Origin of the sequence: Pseudomonas sp. PDM02, assembly GCF_014852285.1 — a bacterium.
In the GTDB taxonomy this organism is placed as follows: Bacteria; Pseudomonadota; Gammaproteobacteria; order Pseudomonadales; family Pseudomonadaceae; genus Aquipseudomonas; species Aquipseudomonas migulae.
The window spans coordinates 1-19,701 of record NZ_JACVBL010000026.1 but is presented as its reverse complement, the minus strand read 5'-3'; the positions used below and the strand labels follow the sequence as shown (position 1 = coordinate 19,701).

The following is a 19,701-nucleotide window of genomic DNA, read 5'->3' as shown; positions in this document are numbered from 1 at the left end:
ACAAGCTGCTCATCGCGCAGTTCGCTGAAATGCTCAAGCCTGATTCCCCACTCCCCACTCCCAGGTCATTTGTTGATCGAGTGCTTCCCACTGTCTGACAGACCGCCCTGCCAGGTTGGTTCACGCATTGCCAGTTGAACAAACGACCAGACGCTTCTCATAAAAAAAGGGAGGGCATCGCTGCCCTCCCTTCCGCTTTCCACGCTTTTTTTCAAACGTGCTGATCAGTACCTCAAGTGGTGAGAATGAAGTCGGTGGCAGTGACGGTTGTCGCATCGGCCACACCGACCAGGCGGATGGAGTCAGCACCAGCGAAGCTGACCAGGGTATCCGCACCGACATCGGCGATGGTGACGCTGCCGGCAAAGGTCGCAGCCGTGATGTTCATCGCGGAGATATCGAGGCGGTCCTGCCCTCCTGCCGCGTTGGCATCGAAGCCAATGATCTGATCGACCCCGAAGCCCGCTGAGAACATGAAGATATCGTTGCCATTGCTGGCAACCATCATGTCGTTGCCGGCACCGCCCGTGACTGTATCGTTGCCTGTACCGCCATCGATAAAGTCATTGCCGATACCACCCAGCAAGGTGTCGTTAGCGTCTCCACCGAGCAGCGTGTCATTGCCATCGCCGCCCTGGAGCACATCGCTGCCGGTACCGCCATCCAGGCTGTCATCACCCAGCCCGCCGAGCAGCGTGTCGCTGCCTGCCCCGCCATTCAATGTATCCGCCCCGTCACCTCCGTCGAGGCTGTCATCGCCATTGCCACCGTTCAGGGTATCGGTGCCAATGCCACCCAACAGTTGGTCGTTACCGCCGTCGCCGTTGAGTGTGTCGTTACCACCGTTGCCGGTGAGGATGTCGTTGCCGCCGCCACCATTGAGGGTGTCGTTACCCGCCCCGGCGGTGATGACGTTGTTCAACCCGTTGCCGCTGCCGACGAAGTTGCCGGCTCCGGTGTAGGTCAGGTTCTCGACATTACCGCCCAGCGTGTAGCTGGCCAACGAAGTCTGCACGGTGTCCGTACCGCCACCCCCTACCTCGACCACCACGTCTGTGGCTGCATCGACGATGTAGGTATCGTTGCCCGCGCCCCCCACCATCCGGTCAGCACCCGCACCGCCATCGAGGAGGTCGTTACCCACCCCGCCGGTGATGGTGTTGGCCAGCGCGTTACCGGTACCTGTGAAGTTACCGGCGCCGGTATAGGTCAGGTTCTCGACGTTGACACCGAGCTGGTAGCTCGTGAAGGCGGTTTGCACCAGATCGGTACCGCCACCCACCGCCTCGGTGATAAGGTCACCGACGTTGTCGACCACATAGGTGTCGTTACCGGCACCGCCGTTCAAGGCATCCGCGCCGAGCCCGCCGTTGAGGGTGTCGTTACCGTCCTCGCCATTGAGGATGTCGTTGTCGTCTCCACCGTTGAGGATGTCGTTGCCAGTGCCGCCAAACAGCTGGTCGGTACCGGCCAGGCCATTCAGCGTATCGTTCCCGCCCAGGCCAAGCAGCACATCGTTACCGGCACCGCCGGTGAGGGTGTTCGCCTGTGCGTTACCTTGCAGCACTACGCCACTCAGCACCGCAACCGCCGCAGTTGCCGCGGAAGTCAACGTCTCCAGCGTGCCGAAGCCGTCGGTGTAGCGCACGATCACCCGTATTTGCAGGTTGCCCTGCGCCACACCAGGAGTGAAGGTCGAGGCCGTCGCGCCGTTGATGTTGGAGAAGGAAGCACCGATACCTTGCTGCCATTGGTAGCTGAAGGTGCCCAGCCCGTCCACATCGGCAATCCCGGCAGTCAGCGCCGTCAGCACTTGCCCTTGATCCGGTGTCGTATCGCTGATCAGCAACGCGCCTGTCGGTGCATCGTTGACGTTGTCCACCGGTCCCAGGATGTTGGACGCAACGCTTTCGGCCACACCGAAGTTATCGACGTAACCGATCATCACGCGCACTTCCTGCCCGACCTGAGCCTGGCCAAGCGCGAACGTGCTACCGGTAGCGCCGGCGATGTTGACGAAGCCAAGCCCGTCGTTCGCCTGCCATTGGTAGGTGAACTGCGGATTGCTCAGGCCATCGGCGTCGACGATGGTCGACGTGTCAGCGGTCAACAGCTGGTTCTGCACGGCAAGCCCGGTAACGGTTGCCCCTTCGGTCGGTTCACTGTTGCCGGACGATTCGACGATCTCCAGCGTACCCTTGGCATCCTGGTACACCGCCCGGACGCGGATGTTCAGACCCGCCTCATCAGGCCCCACCAGGAAGGTGGAGCCAGTCGCCCGCGTTGCCTCACCAGCGGCGACAAAGGTGATGTCTTCATAGACGCCCGTACCGGGAATGGTTTCGACCTGCCAGTAGTAAGCCACCCCACCGGTTACCGCACCGGTCGGATTGGCCGCACTCTGGTTGTCCGCGTCGTGTACCCCCGCACCGCTGACGCGCAACAACTGGCCGGCGACCGGCGTATCTTCACGCACACCGGTAGTCGCATCGAGGATTGCCAGGTGACCCGATGGGTCGCTGTTTTGCACGGTGCCGACTCCGGACGGTATCGCAACGTCAGCGAACTGCAGACGCTCGATGCCCGTCAGGCGATCGACGCCATCACGCCCAAGCACCGAGTCGGTCACGATGACAGTGTCGCCATCGATTTCGATGCCGTATTCCCCCAAAGTACCGGAGAACAACGCCGTATCGAAGCTGTCAGTGCCGGTCAGAATCTCCCGCACGATGACCAGTTGGCCAGGGTTGTACGTGCCGTTCAGCATAAACGGCACCAGTGGCTCCATGCTGTCGAACGTGGCGATTTCATCGCCAGTGCCGTCAGCGTTCGCCCGTACGCTGATGCGTACGTTCAGCCACTTGTCACCATCGATGATGTCGTCACCGCCGCGACCTTCGATCAGGTCGCTGCCGCTACCGCCGAGGATGATGTTGCCGCCATCGAAGAACGTCGCTCCGGCTGGCAGCAGATCCGCCAGGCCGTTGATCAGGTCGATGTTGGTCAGCACACTGCCGGTTGCACCCGCAGTAGGCAGCGATGTGGCGTCTTCGTTATCACCGCGCAGGAAGTCACCGTGCGACGAACCCGACAGACCTTCCATGATGTCGAAACGCACCAGCGCCGAAGCACCTGAACCCGGTACTGGCGGAACATCGAAGAAACGGTCCGTGAAGTCGATGGTCACGCCCTGTGCGAGCCCCTTGAAGGTTGCCCAGTCGAAGCCGGAGCCGCCGATATAGCGATCACCGAAGCCGAGACTGCCGACCATGATGTCATCGCCGCCTTCGCCGTTGAACTTATCGTTCTCGTTACCACCGATGAACACATCGTGGCCGACGATAGGGTCGTTGCCGAGCGGGTCGAAGTTGTCGCCAGGTGCACCGTCCGAAGTGCCCTTCTCGATCCAGTCGTCGCCTTCGTTACCCATGTCCTGTTCGTTGGCTTTGCTGCCCAGGATGAAGTCATTGCCATGACCACCAATGGCTTCGGAGGCGTCCTCACCGGTCACGATGAAGTCATTGCCGAACCCGCCGATGATCAGGTTGACGCCGTTGCCTCCGTGCAGCACGTCGTTGCCGTCGCCACCCTGGATGTTATCGTCGCCGCCCTTGTCGGTGATGATGTCGTCGCCCGAGCCACCGCGCAGTTGGTCGTTGCCGTCACCGCCTTCGATGCGATCGTTGCCGCCGTCGCCCCAGACCGTGTCATCCCCCTCACTCGCGATGAGAATATCGGCGCTGTTGGTGCCGCCCATCACGATGTGCTCTGCACCGGTGTATTTGATGTAGTTGGCGTCCGGCCCTGCGGTCAGCGGGTTGTCGCGGAACACCACCTGCTCGCCGTTTTCGCCAAGCGGATCGGCATTGCCCAGGCCTTCGTTGAATTGCTTGCTCTGGTCCCTTTCCAGATAGAACGCAACGTCCGAGAACACCAGGCCCGGCAAGTGCGTGGCCGAGGTGTTGGCCATGATCAGCTTGGCGAACGAGTTGCTTTCAAGCTCGGCATTCATCGACAGGCCAGCGGTACGTTCCAGGTAGTAGAAGCGGTCGCCATCCTGCAGTTTTTCCAGCTGGTTCTCGAACACGAAGTTGAACGTCGAGCCGAGCATGCCGCCAAACGGCGTTTTCGCTTCGGCCAGGCCGCCGATCCACAGGTCGATGGCATCGACCCCCGTGATAGTCACGCCCTTCAGATCGTCGGCTGTTCCCAGCACGCCATCCTTGCCGGCCCGCGTTACGTTGGTCCAGTCACCGGTGCCGTTGAGGAAGTCCAGGCGGTCATCCGGCGCCCCCGTACCACCGAACACCAGTGCCATGGCGGCAGCGCGTTTGCCTTCCAGCGTGGTCGCCGTCGTGATCGTCTCATGGGTGCCATAGGCTGCAATGAAGTTGATCAACGACTCCGGATGTTTGAGGTGCTGCACCAGGTCGACCCAGCTGGTGTACGGCTTGAGTTGGGTGTCACCGGTTTGGCTGTAGATGTCGCGGCGAATCGCGTTGAGTGAAGGAATCCCCACGTCGCGGCCACGGGCGATGTTGATCGCCGGCAGGTCGAGCGGCAGCCCGAGCAGGTTGTTGCGCAGCGCCTCGGTGACGAACTCGTCGATTTCGTTACCGGCTTGCCGAGTGATCCCACGCACGATCGCACTGGTCGCGTCCTCAGGTGTCACGCCACTGGCGGCGTACGCCAACGGGTTGAGGAACGCTGCGATCAGGCCCAGTTGCTGATCGGGATCAGCACTGTTCGGATCGCCGATCACGTTGAAATCGACGTCGAAGCGATCGACGGTCTCGGTCAGCATCGAGTGGCCAAACCGGTACACGGTGTGGGCGAACTCGGCGACGATCGAGGCATCGAGGTCAACGTCATAGACCTGGGTCGGTGCGAAAAACAGATCGACGTTAGGCTGGATGGTCCGGGCAAATTCCTCGAACACCAGATGCTGATACTGCATCTCGGTGCCGAACTTGGCCGCCTGGAACAGGCGTTCGCCATTCCATACCAACGCATCGATCTCCGCCTGATTGACCGGCAACGCGCTCACTGGATTGAGCAGCCACTCGTTCAGGAAAGCCACGTCACCCGAGTCGAGCACGGTGTCTTTGGTTTGCGCGACCAGCCGATTGTGCTCGGAGTGGAAGATCGCATGCACCGCCGTCAGGCCGATGTTCTCGTTGACCCGGCCGTCGCCAGCGATGTAGTGCGCATCCAGCAACTCGTTGTCGTAGGCCAGGTTGGCCCCGGTTTGCGGATTGACCGGCACGTCGTTGCCAGTTTCAGAATCGCCATCAGGCGCGAGCACGCCACCGATGAACACCGGCGCGGCATTGTGGGCAATGTCGACGAGGAACTGGTGACCGGTGCGCACAGCATTGGTCAGGTCAATAGGGGCAAGCGGATTACCTTCGACAAGCACGTCATCCGCCGTACCGCCAAGACCGTCAACGCCTTTCATCACGACCATCGGGAAGCCGTTCGGCCCCTTGATGAAATTGCCATAGGCATCGGTCGCCAACAGCGGGGCGTTATCGACGTCGGCATCGGTCAGGTGGATACCCAGAATGTCGTTGGCTTGCGCCTTGACCACTTTCCAGGTGGCCATGCCACCGATTTCGCTGTCGTCTGAAGTACCAAACTTGCCATCCGCTCCCAGGTCACGGTTGGTGATCAGCCTGCCCGTCGCGATCGGTCCGTCGTCGGTCAGCAGATAGCCGCGCAAGAACACCTGATGCGATGGGTGCGAGCTGTAGGTCTGGTTTTGGTCCACGAACGGCGTGGTGGTGTTGGAGTGCTCATGGATGTCGTCGGCCGTGCCGAGAATACCATCCGCGCCTGGCTGGTTGGTCGCGCGGGTCAGCACCATGAAGTTAGCGTTGCCGCCTGGCACATACAGCGGATCATCCGGTTGCAGCGGGATGAAGATGGTGCCCGAACCGCCTTTGGTCACAAGGTCCAGACCGTGATCGAAGAACTGCCCGAAGAAGGTCATCCAGGCGTTGAACGGCGCGGACAACCCGGCATCCGGAGCGGTGTTCTCGAACATGTACACATCGTGGTCGTCGCCAGTACCGAACTGACCATCCAGGCCGGGGCTGGCGACTATCCGTACGCCATCCTTGAGCACATCGTCGCTACCCTCCGCGCCGAAGTTGAGCACACCGTCCGCGCCCACGTCGTACGCCGTGGCATACGCCGCCGGGTTATTCGACGTCTGATCGACGATCAGATTGCTGATCGTGCGCGGCTGCGAGTCAAACACATTGCCGCTGGTCTGCTGATACGACGATCCCGGAATGGCCGGCGAGCCAGGGCCAAAGAACCCGGCAGGTGCACCTTCCGCCGGATTGAAGACCGGATCGGTCAAGCGCGGGAAGGTGTTATCCGCAGCACCAAACTCGGTGTTATTGATGCCATTGAGGTTCATCAGGTTGTTGTTCGAGCCATCGACCGCACGCAGGCCCAGCGGCGCGCGGATGTTCGGGATCAGCGAGAGGATGTCCTGACCGCCCGCTTCCGCCTCGGCAATCTTGATCTGATCAAGGATGAAGTTGAGGTCGGAGCGGACCATGTTAAGGCCCGGGCCACCCTCAGTGGCATTGACTACCGGTGTCGGTGCAGTCGGCACGACCGGTGCGCCGGGAACCACGACGCCTGTCGGTTGCGAGAACACCACTTCAGTCGTGCCATGGCCATCCTGGTAGATCGCCTTGACCCGCAGTGACAGCCCGGCAAGATCTGGCGAGACCTTGAACGAGGTGCCATCGGCACTCTGGAACGCCAGGTCACCCGCAGGCAACAGGATGATGTCTTCGAACACGCCACTGCCGGGGTCGGCTTCGAACTGCCAGTAGTAAGACACTGAAGTGTTGTTGACGAGACCCTGCAGGTTACCCACGGTGATGTTGTTGGCATCGCGCACGCCGGCCATGCTCACCGTCAGTGTGTCGCCCACTGTAATGTCGCCGCCGTTGCCATCCGTGACAGTCGGCCTGCCCGTCGGTTGTGCGTTCTGCCCCGGTACCAGCACCCGCTGGGTGTCGGCGAATTGCAGGCGCTCGATATGCAGCAGGGTATCGGTGCCGTCGCGACCCGCAACGGTATCCGTAACCGTCCAGACATCATCCGCCAGGCTGGCTGTGCCACGGGTGTCCTGGGTCACCGTGTACTCGGACTGAATTCCGGAGAAAATCGCGGTGTCGAACGCCGCCCCGCCCGTCGAGGTGCCGGGCAGGATTTCCCGCACGGCCTTGAGCTGCCCTGGGTTATACGTGCGGTCCAGCATGAACGGGATCATGTCAGCCATGCTGTCGAAGCTGGCGATCTCGGGGCCGGTATGGTTGACGTCGCCGGGGGCATAAACTGCGATTCTGACGTTGATCCATTTGTCGCCATCGATCAGATCATCGCCACCGCGACCCTCGATCAGGTCACTGCCATTGCCACCGAGGATGATGTTGCCCGTGGCAAAGCCGGTGGTCGGCAAGCCGGCATCGGACAGGAACTGCTCCAGTCCACGGATCAACGCCACATTGGTCAGTGCACCGCCCGTGGCACCACCGTGGTTGATGATGGTGACCGCATCAACATCATCGCCTTTGAGTACGTCGCCGAACTTCGAACCGGACAAGCCTTCCACTTCTGCGAAGCGGTCAAGAATCGAGGCCGGCGAAGCGCCCACCGGATTGAACACCCCGGTGTTCTGGTTTGGCGCGTTGCCGTGAGGTTGTGCCAGCGCGGCCAGGGACAGGTCGACGGTCACGCCGACCTGGTCATTTTTGTAGGTCACCCAGTCGAACCCGGACATGCCGTCCATCTTGTCCTGGGCATCGCTGCCGACAAAGATGTCATCGCCACCCTCGCCGATCATTTCGTCGAAGCCACCACCGCCGACAAAGATGTCGTTGCCGATCGTATCGTCAGTGAGCAACGGCGCAGCGTTATCGCCAGGCGCACCGTCCTGGGTACCTTTCTCGATCCAGTCATCGCCTTCGTTACCAGTCGGTGGCAGGTTGGTCTTGGCACCGAGGATGAAGTCGTCACCCTGACCGCCGAAGGTGGTGGTGATGTCTTCGGTGGTGATGATGAAGTCCTGGCCATCGCCGCCAAGGATCAGGTTGCCCGCAACCCCCATTTTACCGGCCACGATCACATCGTTACCGGCATTGCCTTCCAGGCGGTTGTCGCCGAACGAGTCGGTGATGATGTCATCACCCGCGCCGCCAAGTACCGCATCGTTCCCGGCGCCGCCCTCGAGGACATCGTTGCCGCCGTCGCCGTAAACGGTGTCATCACCTTCACCGGAGATGATGATGTCATCGGCGGCGGTGCCGCCGAGGACGACATGATCTTCACCGGTGTAATGCAGAAAATTACTGTCCGTGCCCACGGTGTCGGGGTTGTCGCGGATCACCAGCGGCACGATTTCCACACCGTTGATCATGATGCCGCCCGTCGGGTCGTCACGACCGCCGACGCCAAGGCCGGTGAACTGATTGGCCTGGGTCACTTCGAGAGTGAACGTCGGCGTCAGGAACACGGTGTTCGACAGGTGGGTGACATCGGTGTTGAGCATGATCAGCTTGGCGAAGGAGTTGTTCTCAAGCTCGGTGCCGAAGTTCAGGCCCGCCGTACGCGACAGGTAGTAGAAACGGTCGCCGTTCTGCAACGCTTCCATCTGGGTTTCAAACACGAAGTTGAACGTCGAGCCGAGCATACCGCCGAACGGCATCTTCTCTTCGGCAAGGCCGCCGACCCAGAAGTCGATGTCGTCGACACCGGTGGTGGTGACGCCATTGACCATGGCGTAGATGCCCGAGCTGTTAAGGAATGCCAGGCGATCCTCTTCAGTGGCGGTAAAAGTACGCTCATCGGCAGTGCCGGCGTTGATCACCGCGCTGCCGCCAAACACCAGGGCAGCAGCGACCGCACGCATCTCGACCAGCGTATCCACATCGGCCGCAGTCAATGCACCGTGAGTACCGAAGGCCGCGATGAAGTTGACCAGGGATTCGGGGTGTTTGAGGTTTTCCGCCAAATCAGCCCAACTGATGTACGGCTTGAGCTGGCTGTCGCCGGTTGCCTGGTAAAACTCACGCCGCGCCTCATTCAACGTAGGGATGCCAGTGTCGCGACCACGCGCCAGGTTCAGGGCCGGCAAATCGAGGGGCAGACCCAGCAGATTGTTGCGCAACGCTTCGGTGACGAACTCGTCGATCTCGTTGCCGAGCTGACGGGTCACACCGCGAATGATCGCCCCTGCCGCTTCGTCCGCGGTAGCCCCGCTGCCGGCAAATGCCAGAGGATTGAGGAAGGCTGCGATCAGACCGAGCTGCGCGTCAGGGTTGTTCGGGTCAGAGAGGACCGGATTGAATTCGGGGTCGAAGCGATCGACTGTTTCGGTCAACATCGAGTGACCGAAGCGATACACCACGTGGGCGAACTCGGCGAGGATGGCCGGGTTGATCGAGGTGTCATAGCCGTTGGGGGCAAGGAATTCGTCGACCTGCGGCTGAACGGTCCGCGCAAATTCCTCGAACACCAAGTGCTGATACTGCATCTCGGTGCCGAACTTGGCGGCCTGGAACAGCCGTTCGCCATCCCACACCAATCCTGCGATTTCGGCGGGAGTCGTCGGAATTGCCGCGACGTCGTCTGCCAGCCACTCATTGAGAAACGCCAGATCGCCAGAGGCCAGGATGGTTTCCTTGGACTGCTGGACCAGGCGGTTGTGTTCGGAGTGGAACACATGGTGCACAGTGGTCAGGCCGATGTTTTCGTTCGCCCGGCCATCGCCGGCAATGTAGTGAGCGTCGAGCAGTTCGTTGTCGTAGGTCAGGTTGTTGCCGCCCGCGCCCACTGGCTGCGCATTGCCGATTTCGGTGTCACCATCCGCCTGCAAAACCCCGCCGACGAGCACCGGCGCGGCATTGTGCGCGATGTCGTCGAGGAAGCCATGCCCGGTGCTCACGGCGGTGGCCAGACTGATCGGAGCATCCCGGTTGCCTTCGACCAGTTGCGTGATGTCATCCGCCGTACCGGCGATACCGTCTGCGCCGTTGCTGATGCGCATCACCACCTGCGGCATACCGCCCGGGCCACGGATGAAGTTGCCATACGCGTCGGTCGCCAGCAGCGGCACGTTGTGCACATCAGCGTCGGTCAGGTTGATGCCGAGAATGTCACGGGCCTGGGCCTTGACCACTGCCCAGGTCGCCATGCCGCCATTTTCGGCGCCGCCATCATCGGCAGTGCCGAACTCGCCATCGGCGCCCAGATCGCGATTGGTAATCAAGCGCCCGGTTGCAACAGGGTCACCTGCCGCGTTGATGACGTACTCGCGCAGAAATACCTGATGCGAGGGGTGGGAGCTGTAAGTCTGGCTTTGGTCTACGAACGGCGAGGTGGTGTTGAGCTGCCCATCGTCCGTCGTGCCAACAATTCCGTCCGCGCCGGCCGTACGCACGGCCCGTGGCAGCACCATGAAGTTGGTCGGACTGCCCGGCACAAACAACGGATCGTCCGGCTGCAACGGAATAAACACAAAATCGGTAGCGCTCTTGCTGACCAGGTCGAGGCCGTGGTCGAAGAACTGGCCGAAGAAAGTCATCCACGAGTTGAAGCCCGCAGTCAGACCGGCGTCCGCCGACTGGTTGGGGATGAAGAACACTTGTTTGTCGTCATCCGTGCCGAAGACACCATCGGGGCCTGGGCTGATGACCGGATCGGCACCGCCGTTCGCCGCCACCGCAGCCGGGTTGTTGGCGGTCTGATCAACGATCAGGTTACTGATGATCCGTGGTTGTGGGTCGATCACATCCCCTGTCCCGGAGTATGACGCCAGAAACGAGGGGTCCAGCAGGCGTGGGAAAGCATTGTCCGCAGCGCCAAACTCACTTTGCCCGGTCACCAGGTTGTTGTAGCTGCCATCGACGGTGCGCAGGCCGAATGGCACCTGACTGTTGGGTAGCAAATCACTGAGGCTGGCGCCGTCGGCATGTGCTTCTGCGATGAAAATCTGTTTGAGGATGAACTCCAGGTCGGACTTGTTGAAATTGGCCATTTTGCTTGCCCTCGATTTCTTTAGTGAAGGGCACGGGACGAAAAGAATCCTCCCGCGCCCAGTCAGGTGCTGGCTTGCGCAGTGTGTAGGTTCATTTTTTTGGCGAGAGCTGACACGGGAAGGCAAAGCCGTTAGTACGGCCCCCGGTATGCGCGCCTGGAATTCGCGGAACTCGCGAAAGAATGGCTCGCTGAGCGATCAGGCAGAGCGAACCCAGGCCCTAGGCGGGCCATGGAAACTTGAGGTCAAGGCGAACTTGCTGAACAGCCCCTTCCCTCTGCAGTAGAACGAAGTGATCGACATGCTGTGCTCCTTCGGAGAACCACCGCGCTTTTCGCTGCCAAAGAGTTGACAGACTTCAGGCGGACGGTTGTCGTCAATGAGTAAGACTAAAGTTGGATAGCAAAAAATTGTCAATTTTACGACGGACAAACCGGACGACCGGTGCTACGCCTCTCAACTCGCTGTTTTTAATGGACTTATAGAAAGATTGACGCACCATTAGAGCGAAATGTTATTTCAGATTGTTTCGCCGCGACCTACGCTGCTTGCTACGGGAGCAACGCAGAAATTTGCATGAGATTCGCCCGAGAGCGAACCTGCGTATCGACGGCTACCCGCGGGACTAAATCTGTTAGCTGCTGCTCCGCAAGGGCAAACGGCTTTTTGAAGAGGGGGTCAGCCAAATGCACAAGCAGTCGAACTCTCGATCCGAACTGGCCGACGCACTCTTCCGACTTCGTCGTAGTTTTTACTCCCTGGCGGGTTTCAGCGGCGTCATCAACGTCATGATGTTGACGCCAGCCGTTTACATGTTGCAGGTCTATGATCGAGCCTTGGTCAGTCGCAACGTCACAACGTTGACGATGCTGACCGTTCTGGTGATAGGCCTGTTCTTGCTGATGTCCACGCTTGAAATGTTCCGTACCCGTGTGCTGATCCGGGTCGGCAACTGCCTCGACATGGACCTCAATCGACGCATTTTCACCGCCGCATTCGAGCGCAACCTGAACCGCGCCGGAGGCAATCCGGCCCAGGCCCTGCAGGATCTCGCGCAGGTGCGTCAATTTCTCACCGGCAACAGCCTGTTCGCGTTCTTTGATGCGCCATGGACACCGATCTACCTGCTGGTCGCCTACCTGATCCACCCGCTGCTCGGACTGGTCACGCTCATCGGCTCGCTGATTCTGATGGGCCTGGCTTACCTCACCGAGAAGGCGACGCAAAAGCCGCTGGCCGAAGCCAATCAGGCCGCCCTCTCCTCAGCCACCTATGCCAACAACAACCTGCGCAACGCCGAGGTCATCGAGGCCATGGGCATGTTGCCGTCGATCGGCAAGCGCTGGTACCAAAGCCATTTGCGCATTCTGGAAATGCAGACCCTGGCCTCAGACCGTGCCGCCCTTATCAGCAGCACCGGGCGCTTTGTGCGTATCACCTTGCAATCGCTGATCCTCGGCGCCGGTGCGCTGCTGGCGATCGAAGGCAAGATCACCCCCGGGATGATGATTGCCTGCTCGATCCTTACCGGCCGCGCGCTGGGCCCGGTGGAACAAGTCATCGCGTCGTGGAAGCAACTGCTTGGCTGCCGCTCGGCCTGGGGCCGGTTGAATGAAATGCTCAACGACTTTCCGCGCCGGCCACCGAGCATGTCGCTGCAACGGCCGCTGGGCATGCTGGCAGTGGAGAATGTGTACGCCGGCTCCCCCGGCACCAACAACACGATTCTGCGCGGGGTGAGCTTCAACCTTTCCCCCGGTGAAAGCCTTGGCATTATCGGCCCATCCGCATCGGGCAAATCCACCCTCGCCCGCCTTCTGGTCGGCGTCTGGCCGGCACAGGCCGGCAAGGTGCGCCTCGACGGCGCGGACATATTCACCTGGAACAAAGGCGAACTTGGCCCCTGGCTCGGTTACCTGCCACAGGACGTGGAGCTGTTCGAAGGCACCATCGCCGACAACATTGCGCGCTTTGGCGAAGTGGACAGCGACGCGGTCATCCGCGCCGCCAGAACGACGGGCGTGCACGAGATGATCCTGCGTTTTGCGCAAGGTTATGAGACCCGCCTGGGCACCGATGGCAGCCCGCTTTCCGGTGGCCAGAAGCAACGCATCGCCTTGGCCCGCGCGCTGTATGGAGACCCCAATCTGATTGTGCTCGATGAGCCGAACGCCAACCTCGACGACGTCGGTGAAAAGGCGTTGGTCGATGCGCTGGCCCAACTCAAAGACCGTGGCGCCACCGTCATTCTGATTTCCCACCGTCCCAATGTGCTCTGCGCCGTCGACAAGGTGCTGATGCTGCGTGACGGCGGCGTGCAGATGCTCGGCACTCGCGACGAAGTATTCGCAGCGCTGCGCAAGGCGAGTGTGATGCCTGCAGGCGCGTCGACTCCGCTGGCCTCCGTCAAAACGCGGGAGTGACCGATCATGCAAATGAGCCAACACACCGAGATGATTCACGTCGACCCCAGGAACGATGTAGATCTGGACGTCGCCAAACCTGTGCGCAGGGGCCTGTGGCTGGTGCTCGCCGGCTTCGGCGGCTTCCTCCTGTGGTCGTGGCTGGCGCCGCTGGATGCCGGCGTGGTAGCGACAGGCACGGTAAAAGTCACCAGCAATCGCAAAGCCGTGCAGCATCTGAGCGGCGGCACCGTGGAGGCCATTCTTGTCCGCGAAGGCGATTCCGTGAAAAAAGGCCAGGAGGTGGTCCGCCTCGATTCGCTGCGCGCACTTGCCGAACAGGGTGCGGTCAGCGCCCAGTACATCGTCAGCAAGACCGTGGAAAACCGCCTGGAAGCGGAACGTGACAACCTCGACGTAGTGAACTTCGATCCCGAACTGTTCAAGCGCTTCGGGAATGACCGCCGCCTGCTGGCTGCCATGGATCTGCAGCAACGCCTGCTGAACACCCGACGCGCCGGCCTCGCTGGCGAAATCAGCATCCTGCAGGAAAACCTCGCGGCGTCGGCAGTGCAGCTCAAGGGCCTGCAACAGGTCTATGGCGCCCGCGCCTCGCAGATCAACTTCCTCAACCAGGAACTGAAAGGCACCCGCGTGCTGGCTGCCGAAGGCTATGTGCCGCGCAACCGCCTGCTGGAGCTGGAGCGCAGCAATGCCGACCTCTCCGCCGGCCAGGCCGAGAACCTCAACAACATCGCTCGCGTGCGTAGCCAGACCACCGAAATCAAGCTGCGCATCCTGCAGCGCCAGCACGATTATCTGAAGGAAGTCGAATCGCAGCTCACCGACACCGCCAAGGAAAACACCACCCTGGCCGACCGCTTGCGTGCGCTGGACTATGAAGTGACCCACACGGTGATTCGATCGCCCATCGATGGCATGGTCCAGTCCCTGAGCATTGCGACTGTCGGCGGGATCATCCAGCCCGGCTTCAAGATCATGGAAATCGTTCCGGACAACGAGCCGCTGCAGGTCGACGCAATGATTCCCGTGCAGGCCATCGACAAGATGGTTCCCGGCCTCGCCGTGGACATTGCCTTCCCGGCCTTCAACCATGCCCAGACGCCCAACATCCCCGGCCGCGTGAAGACCGTTTCCGCCGACCGCCTGATGGACGAGGAAAGCAAGCAACCGTTCTATCTGGCTCAGGTAGAAGTCACACCCGATGGCATGAACCTGCTTGGCAGCAATCACATTCGTCCCGGCATGCCCGCCAGCGTCACCATCAAAACTGGCGAGCGCAACATGATGAGCTATCTTCTGAAACCAATGCTCGACCGTGTTGACAGCTCTTTCAAGGAACAATGAAATGGACCGTCATTGCCTGTTCGCCTGCCTGCTATCGCTGTCTCTGCCTGCCAGCGCCATTGATCTCAAACAAGCGTGGGATCTGTTGCAGTACCAAGGCCCCGTCTATCGCGCTGCCGTGCATGAAAAGGAGGCCGGCCTGGAAAACCGCGCCATCGGCCAGGCCGGTCTGCTGCCGCAGATCAGTGCCTCGGCCTACGACAACAAGGTCAATGGCACCCAGCGCCAGAGCGGCATCGAGAGGGATCTGGACTACGACTCCAAGGGCGCCAACGTGCGCTTGCGCCAGCCGCTGTTCAACAAACAGAAAATGGCCGAGTACCGCCAGGGTAAACAGCGTGCCGACTACAGCGTCGCGGTGTTCGATGCCAAGAGTCAGGACGCCGCGGTGCGCCTCGCCGAAAGCTATTTCGACGTGCTGTTGGCCAGCGAAACCATCGTCCTCGCCAAGTCCAAGCTGAACGCCTTCGAGGAGCAACTCGCTTCGGCGAAACGGCGCATGGAGCTGGGGGCCGGCACCGTCACCGACATCGACGAGTCGATCGCTCGCCGCGACCTTGCCGATGCCGAGCTGATCGAAGCGCAGGACAACCTGATCAATGCCCGCCGCAAGCTTGAGGAGTACATCGGAGAAACCCCCGAATCGTTGACCACCTTGCGTCCGACTTTCGATACGCCACCGCTGCTGCCGAGCAACCTGCAGGACTGGTTGGTCAAGGCTCAGACCGACAGCCCGCTGATCCATGCGCGCCGTCATAGCAGCGACCTTGCTGAAGAAGAAGTGAAGCGCGTCAAGGCGGGCCACTGGCCGACACTGGATTTCGTTGCCGGCTACACCGCGGGCGATAGCCAATCCATCTCCGAGCTGAATCAACGCAACCGCTACGGCTCAATCGGGCTGGAAGTCAATTTCCCGCTGTACAACGGTGGCGGCACCAGCGCGCTGGCACGCCAGGCCAGTTCCAATAGCTCCAAGGCCCTGGACGAACTCGACGCCACGCGACAGGAAGTCATCTCCGGTACGACCCGCGAGTATGCCGGCGTACAGAGCGGCGCCAAACGTATTCACGCCCTGGAGCGGGCCGTAGAGTCCAACGAACGCTCACTGCTGTCGACACGCAAGGGTTTCAAGGAAGGAGGCACCAGCACCAACTCGGACGTCCTCAATGCCGAAGAACTGCTCTTCGTTGCACGCCACGACCTGTTCGAGGCGAAGCTGCGTTACTTGATGTCGCGCCTGCGCCTGGCCTCTTCGGTGGGCAGCCTGGGCGACGACGACATCGACCACATCAACGACTACCTCGGCCCGGAGCTGTTGGTCACCAATTGAATTGGCGTCCAGGTGAACAGGCGTCATGGCAACTGATTGGGTGATGACGCCGCCCCCGCCAGGAAAATCTGAAGAACGAAAACAAACGCAGCCACTCGCCGCCCTAAAGGTTTTGACGGTCAAGCCGATTCAAATGGTCTTGATATGGGGCGCTAAGGAGCTGTTTGCCGTGAGTATTGTATTTCGCCTGACGGGCGCCGTTTTTGCTGTGTCCCTCACGGGTTGTGCCCTGCAAGGCAACGGGATGGCCGATTACTATAAGCGGATGTCTGCCGAGCGCCTCGTACAAAATCAAGCCATGATGACCCGGATACAAGCCCGGCCTTTGCCATTGGATACCACGCTGAGACTCGACCAAACGGCCATGGTGATGGTTAACGTGCCGGCCGAAGGCGCCGCGCCGGCCACCCAGGCCCGGCTTTTCGCTGGCTGCAATTTGTCGACTTTGGCCATGGATTATCGACGCGAAAAGGACTGGAGCAGCCCTTACGTCCTGCCAGCAGACCCAGCGCGCAACATCGCCCAGCAGATGTGCCAGGCAGTCAGGAACAGTGCCTGGAAGCAGTTGCCCGGCGAAACCGAAGACGTCTTGTTGTTAGACCCGGGCACACTGGCCATAGAGAACTCGCGGCGTTCGATATGGGCGGGCATCGACTATGGCCGCACCCGCCTGGATGAAAGCGAAGGCAAGCCCTATGGCCGCCAGTTCGAGCGTATCGAAGTCGACTGTACGACCCGACAGGCCAGCACCCGCTTGGCTTATCGCCTGGGCGAGGACATTTTGCTGCCACCGCCCGTTCAGCCGCTTGATAGCGCCCTGGACAAAGAACAACGCGCCCGACTGATTGGCACCGTGTGCGCCGAACCCGCCAACATGGCGCAACTCGCCACGCCAGTCATCCGCAAAAAACTGCCGCCGAACATGCTGACGCCAGAGGCTTCGGCACCACTATTGGCACAGGTAAGCGCACTGCCACAGGGACAACCGACCCACACGCTCAGTCATTTGCAATTCACTTACAACGCCTCCTCCCCACTGGTGCCGCGCGCCGTGATCAACGACCATCCAATGGACTTGTATCTGCAACCGGGCCCGGCTCGCGGGATCTGGCGCGAGCAGGCAACGGGAGCGTTAGGCAGCGAGAGCGTGAGACTGCGCTGGCGCGGGATGATCGAACTTGCAGCAACGAGCCGATCTCAGATCGCGGGCAAAACCGACCAGCGAAGCAACCTTGCAGACATCGACCTGGATGGCGATTGGCAAAACCTGAAACCCGGGAGCGATATCGCCTACAGCAAAAAATTTACTGACAGCGCTGGCAAAACTTTCGTGCAGAAATTTGAGTGTTCGGTGGGTGAATCCTTCCCTGCTACACAAACAGTTGCCTCGTTGCAGGGACTGGCGCGCAAGGTTACATGCGTCACCGATAGCGCACTGAAGACAAGCAATGCGTACCTCTATCTGGAGGCCTATGACCTGTTCGTGGAAACCTCCGAGACTTCAACGCTCCTGGTTCAGGTCAACACGCTCAAGGCAGCAGAGTAGCGTGCAACCCCGGGCGTAGAGTTTGTCGATTGGCGCGAAAGAACTCGGCACAAGACCACGTTGCCTGCCGACGCGCCAATGCCTTTACCTGAGCAGCCACTAATCGTAGAACGGCTCAACCAACGCCCGGCTGCCGACAAAAAAGCTATCGGCGACCAGTCGCAGCGGCTGGAGATCCAGGTCACTGGCCTTGTCGCCAATCAGCTGTTGAAAATGTCGATACACCGCCGCGTACTCACCCTCCTCCGATACGGCCTGGCGCACGCCGTCGATACTCAAGAGTGCGCCGCCGTTGTCCAGTCGCAGGATGCCTTCGGCGCAGCGAATCTCGATGCTCCAGAGCTCATCATGACCGTGGTCGAAATCGAACTCCGCGCGGACATCGAGGTGGCGCGCGTCGGACATTTTGATGGACGCGGCGATAGGCGACTGGCAGTTGTCGGGGACGCGCAGTTCGGCGGACTCGACAAACAGCGGCAGTGGCAGCAAATGAGTCGCAATCGACAAGGCATTGATGCCGGGATCGAAGACGCCCAGGCCGCCGGGTTGCCAGATCCATGCCTGGCCGGGGTGCCACTTGCGCACGTCTTCCTTCCAGTCGATCTGTACGCTTTGCAGGGTGCGGGTGGCCAGCCAGTCACGAGCGGCTTCAATGCCGGGCGCGTAGCGTGAATGCCAGGCGAACAGACCGCTGACGCTTTGCTCTGCAACCTGATTCACCAACGCCATCGCTTCGCCCAACGTGGCGCACGGAGGTTTTTCGACCAGTACGTGTTTGCCTGCGGCCAGCGCTTGTTGCACCAGTGCGAATCGTCCTTGCGGCGGTGTGCAAAACGCAATCGCATCCACAGGCGGGCCGTTTTCGAGCAGCTCGCCCAGGGACTGAAAGTTCTCTACCCCAGCGCAGGGTTGCCCTTGCGTTGCGACAGCGACCAACTGAAACGCGGGGTTGGCGTTGATCGCTGGAACGTGTTGATCCTGGGCAATCTTGCCGTAGCCCACCAGACCGAGACGGATCGGTTGCATTAATGACTCCTGTTTTTTTTCTTGTCTTGGGAAGCGAATCGACAAGACTACGTTTGTATAGCGGGGAAGTCATTGATGACGTGCTGACGTTTCGTGAACGCTACCTTTCAGTCAGCCCCTCCCCGCACAAACCGCCTGACCTCGGCCTGTATGGCATAAGCCGGCGCCTCCACCGCATTGAAATCCTGTGTATACCGCTGGGCAAATCCATCGACTCCCCACTCCTGAAACTGCTGCACATGCTTGAGTTCGTGAGCCCAGAGCGCGACATCCTGTTCTGCGGTTTGAGCGTCCCGGAAGAGAATGATGTCGATCAGCGTCACGGCTCCGACATCGGGGTTTTGCAGCATGGCAGTGGCGGCACTGAACTGACCGTTGTCGCTGACTTTATAGCCCGCGGCATCGAGGACACCGGGCTCGTACCAGCGCAGCAGTTGCTCGCGGATGTGCGGCGGGATGGGTTGGATGCTGGTGTTGACTACTTCAGCGTGGGCTTGAGTCAGCCACAGCGCCAGGGCAGGTGCAGCGATCTGGTAGACACCATCAGGCACGGGGCCAAGCACCTGTCCCAGGTCTGGCAGGCAGATGCAGTCGTCCAGGCAAACTTGTTTCTCGCCAGCTGGGCAGGCGCCGGGCTGGGCTGGCACTTCAAGCGTCAGACAAAGAACAAACAGCGCCACCAGGCGCGTGATGATGGGCGGCATTGTGACCTCCAGGGACGGAAGCAGCGCGAACAGTGGGCCATAACTGATCGACAACCTGCAAAGCTTTAGCGTATCCCTAAATTTCTTTGCGCCACTTTCCTGCGGGCAAAACAAAACCCCAACTGCTTTCGCAATTGGGGTTTCGGAATTCAATCTTGACGATGACCTACTCTCACATGGGGAAACCCCACACTACCATCGGCGATGCATCGTTTCACTGCTGAGTTCGGGATGGGATCAGGTGGTTCCAATGCTCTATGGTC

7 protein-coding genes and 1 rRNA gene are annotated in these 19,701 nt (G+C 60.5%); 4 read left to right on the top strand and 4 right to left on the bottom strand.

Annotated elements, in window-relative coordinates; translation table 11 throughout:
- Nucleotides 1–232: 232 nt before the first annotated feature.
- Entirely contained in the window at nt 233–11,062 is a 10,830-nt protein-coding gene (locus IB245_RS28600) for a peroxidase family protein (RefSeq protein ID WP_192496326.1), read from the bottom strand.
- Nucleotides 11,063–11,748: 686 nt separating this feature from the next.
- On the opposite strand from IB245_RS28600, the gene IB245_RS28595 reads away from it, so the two are divergent.
- The 4 genes from IB245_RS28595 to IB245_RS28580 are packed head-to-tail and all read left to right on the top strand — an operon-like array spanning nt 11,749 to nt 17,708.
- The gene (locus IB245_RS28595) at nt 11,749–13,485 is read left to right on the top strand and encodes a type I secretion system permease/ATPase (protein ID WP_008024527.1); all 1,737 of its coding nucleotides are present in this window, start codon (nt 11,749–11,751) and stop codon (nt 13,483–13,485) included.
- A 6-nt stretch (nt 13,486–13,491) separates the two neighbouring features.
- Nucleotides 13,492–14,832, top strand: a complete 1,341-nt coding sequence (locus IB245_RS28590) for an HlyD family type I secretion periplasmic adaptor subunit (protein WP_192496325.1) — start codon at nt 13,492–13,494, stop codon at nt 14,830–14,832.
- Between the two features lies 1 nt (nt 14,833).
- Nucleotides 14,834–16,162 (top strand): TolC family outer membrane protein, encoded by a 1,329-nt coding sequence (locus tag IB245_RS28585; RefSeq protein ID WP_192496324.1) that lies wholly within the window; start codon nt 14,834–14,836, stop codon nt 16,160–16,162.
- A gap of 25 nt (nt 16,163–16,187) precedes the next feature.
- On the top strand, nt 16,188–17,708 hold the full coding sequence (locus tag IB245_RS28580; protein ID WP_225610022.1) for a hypothetical protein: 1,521 nt from the start codon (nt 16,188–16,190) through the stop codon (nt 17,706–17,708).
- A gap of 99 nt (nt 17,709–17,807) precedes the next feature.
- On the opposite strand, the gene IB245_RS28575 is transcribed toward IB245_RS28580, so the two are convergent.
- From IB245_RS28575 to rrf, 3 genes are all read right to left on the bottom strand, one after another.
- Nucleotides 17,808–18,734: a Gfo/Idh/MocA family protein gene (locus IB245_RS28575; RefSeq protein ID WP_192496323.1), complete on the bottom strand. Its 927-nt coding sequence runs from the start codon at nt 18,732–18,734 to the stop codon at nt 17,808–17,810.
- Nucleotides 18,735–18,841: 107 nt separating this feature from the next.
- Nucleotides 18,842–19,438: a DUF4157 domain-containing protein gene (locus tag IB245_RS28570; RefSeq protein ID WP_032832496.1), complete on the bottom strand. Its 597-nt coding sequence runs from the start codon at nt 19,436–19,438 to the stop codon at nt 18,842–18,844.
- Between the two features lie 153 nt (nt 19,439–19,591).
- Nucleotides 19,592–19,701: ribosomal RNA gene (gene rrf, locus IB245_RS28565) — 5S ribosomal RNA — on the bottom strand; the annotation flags it as partial.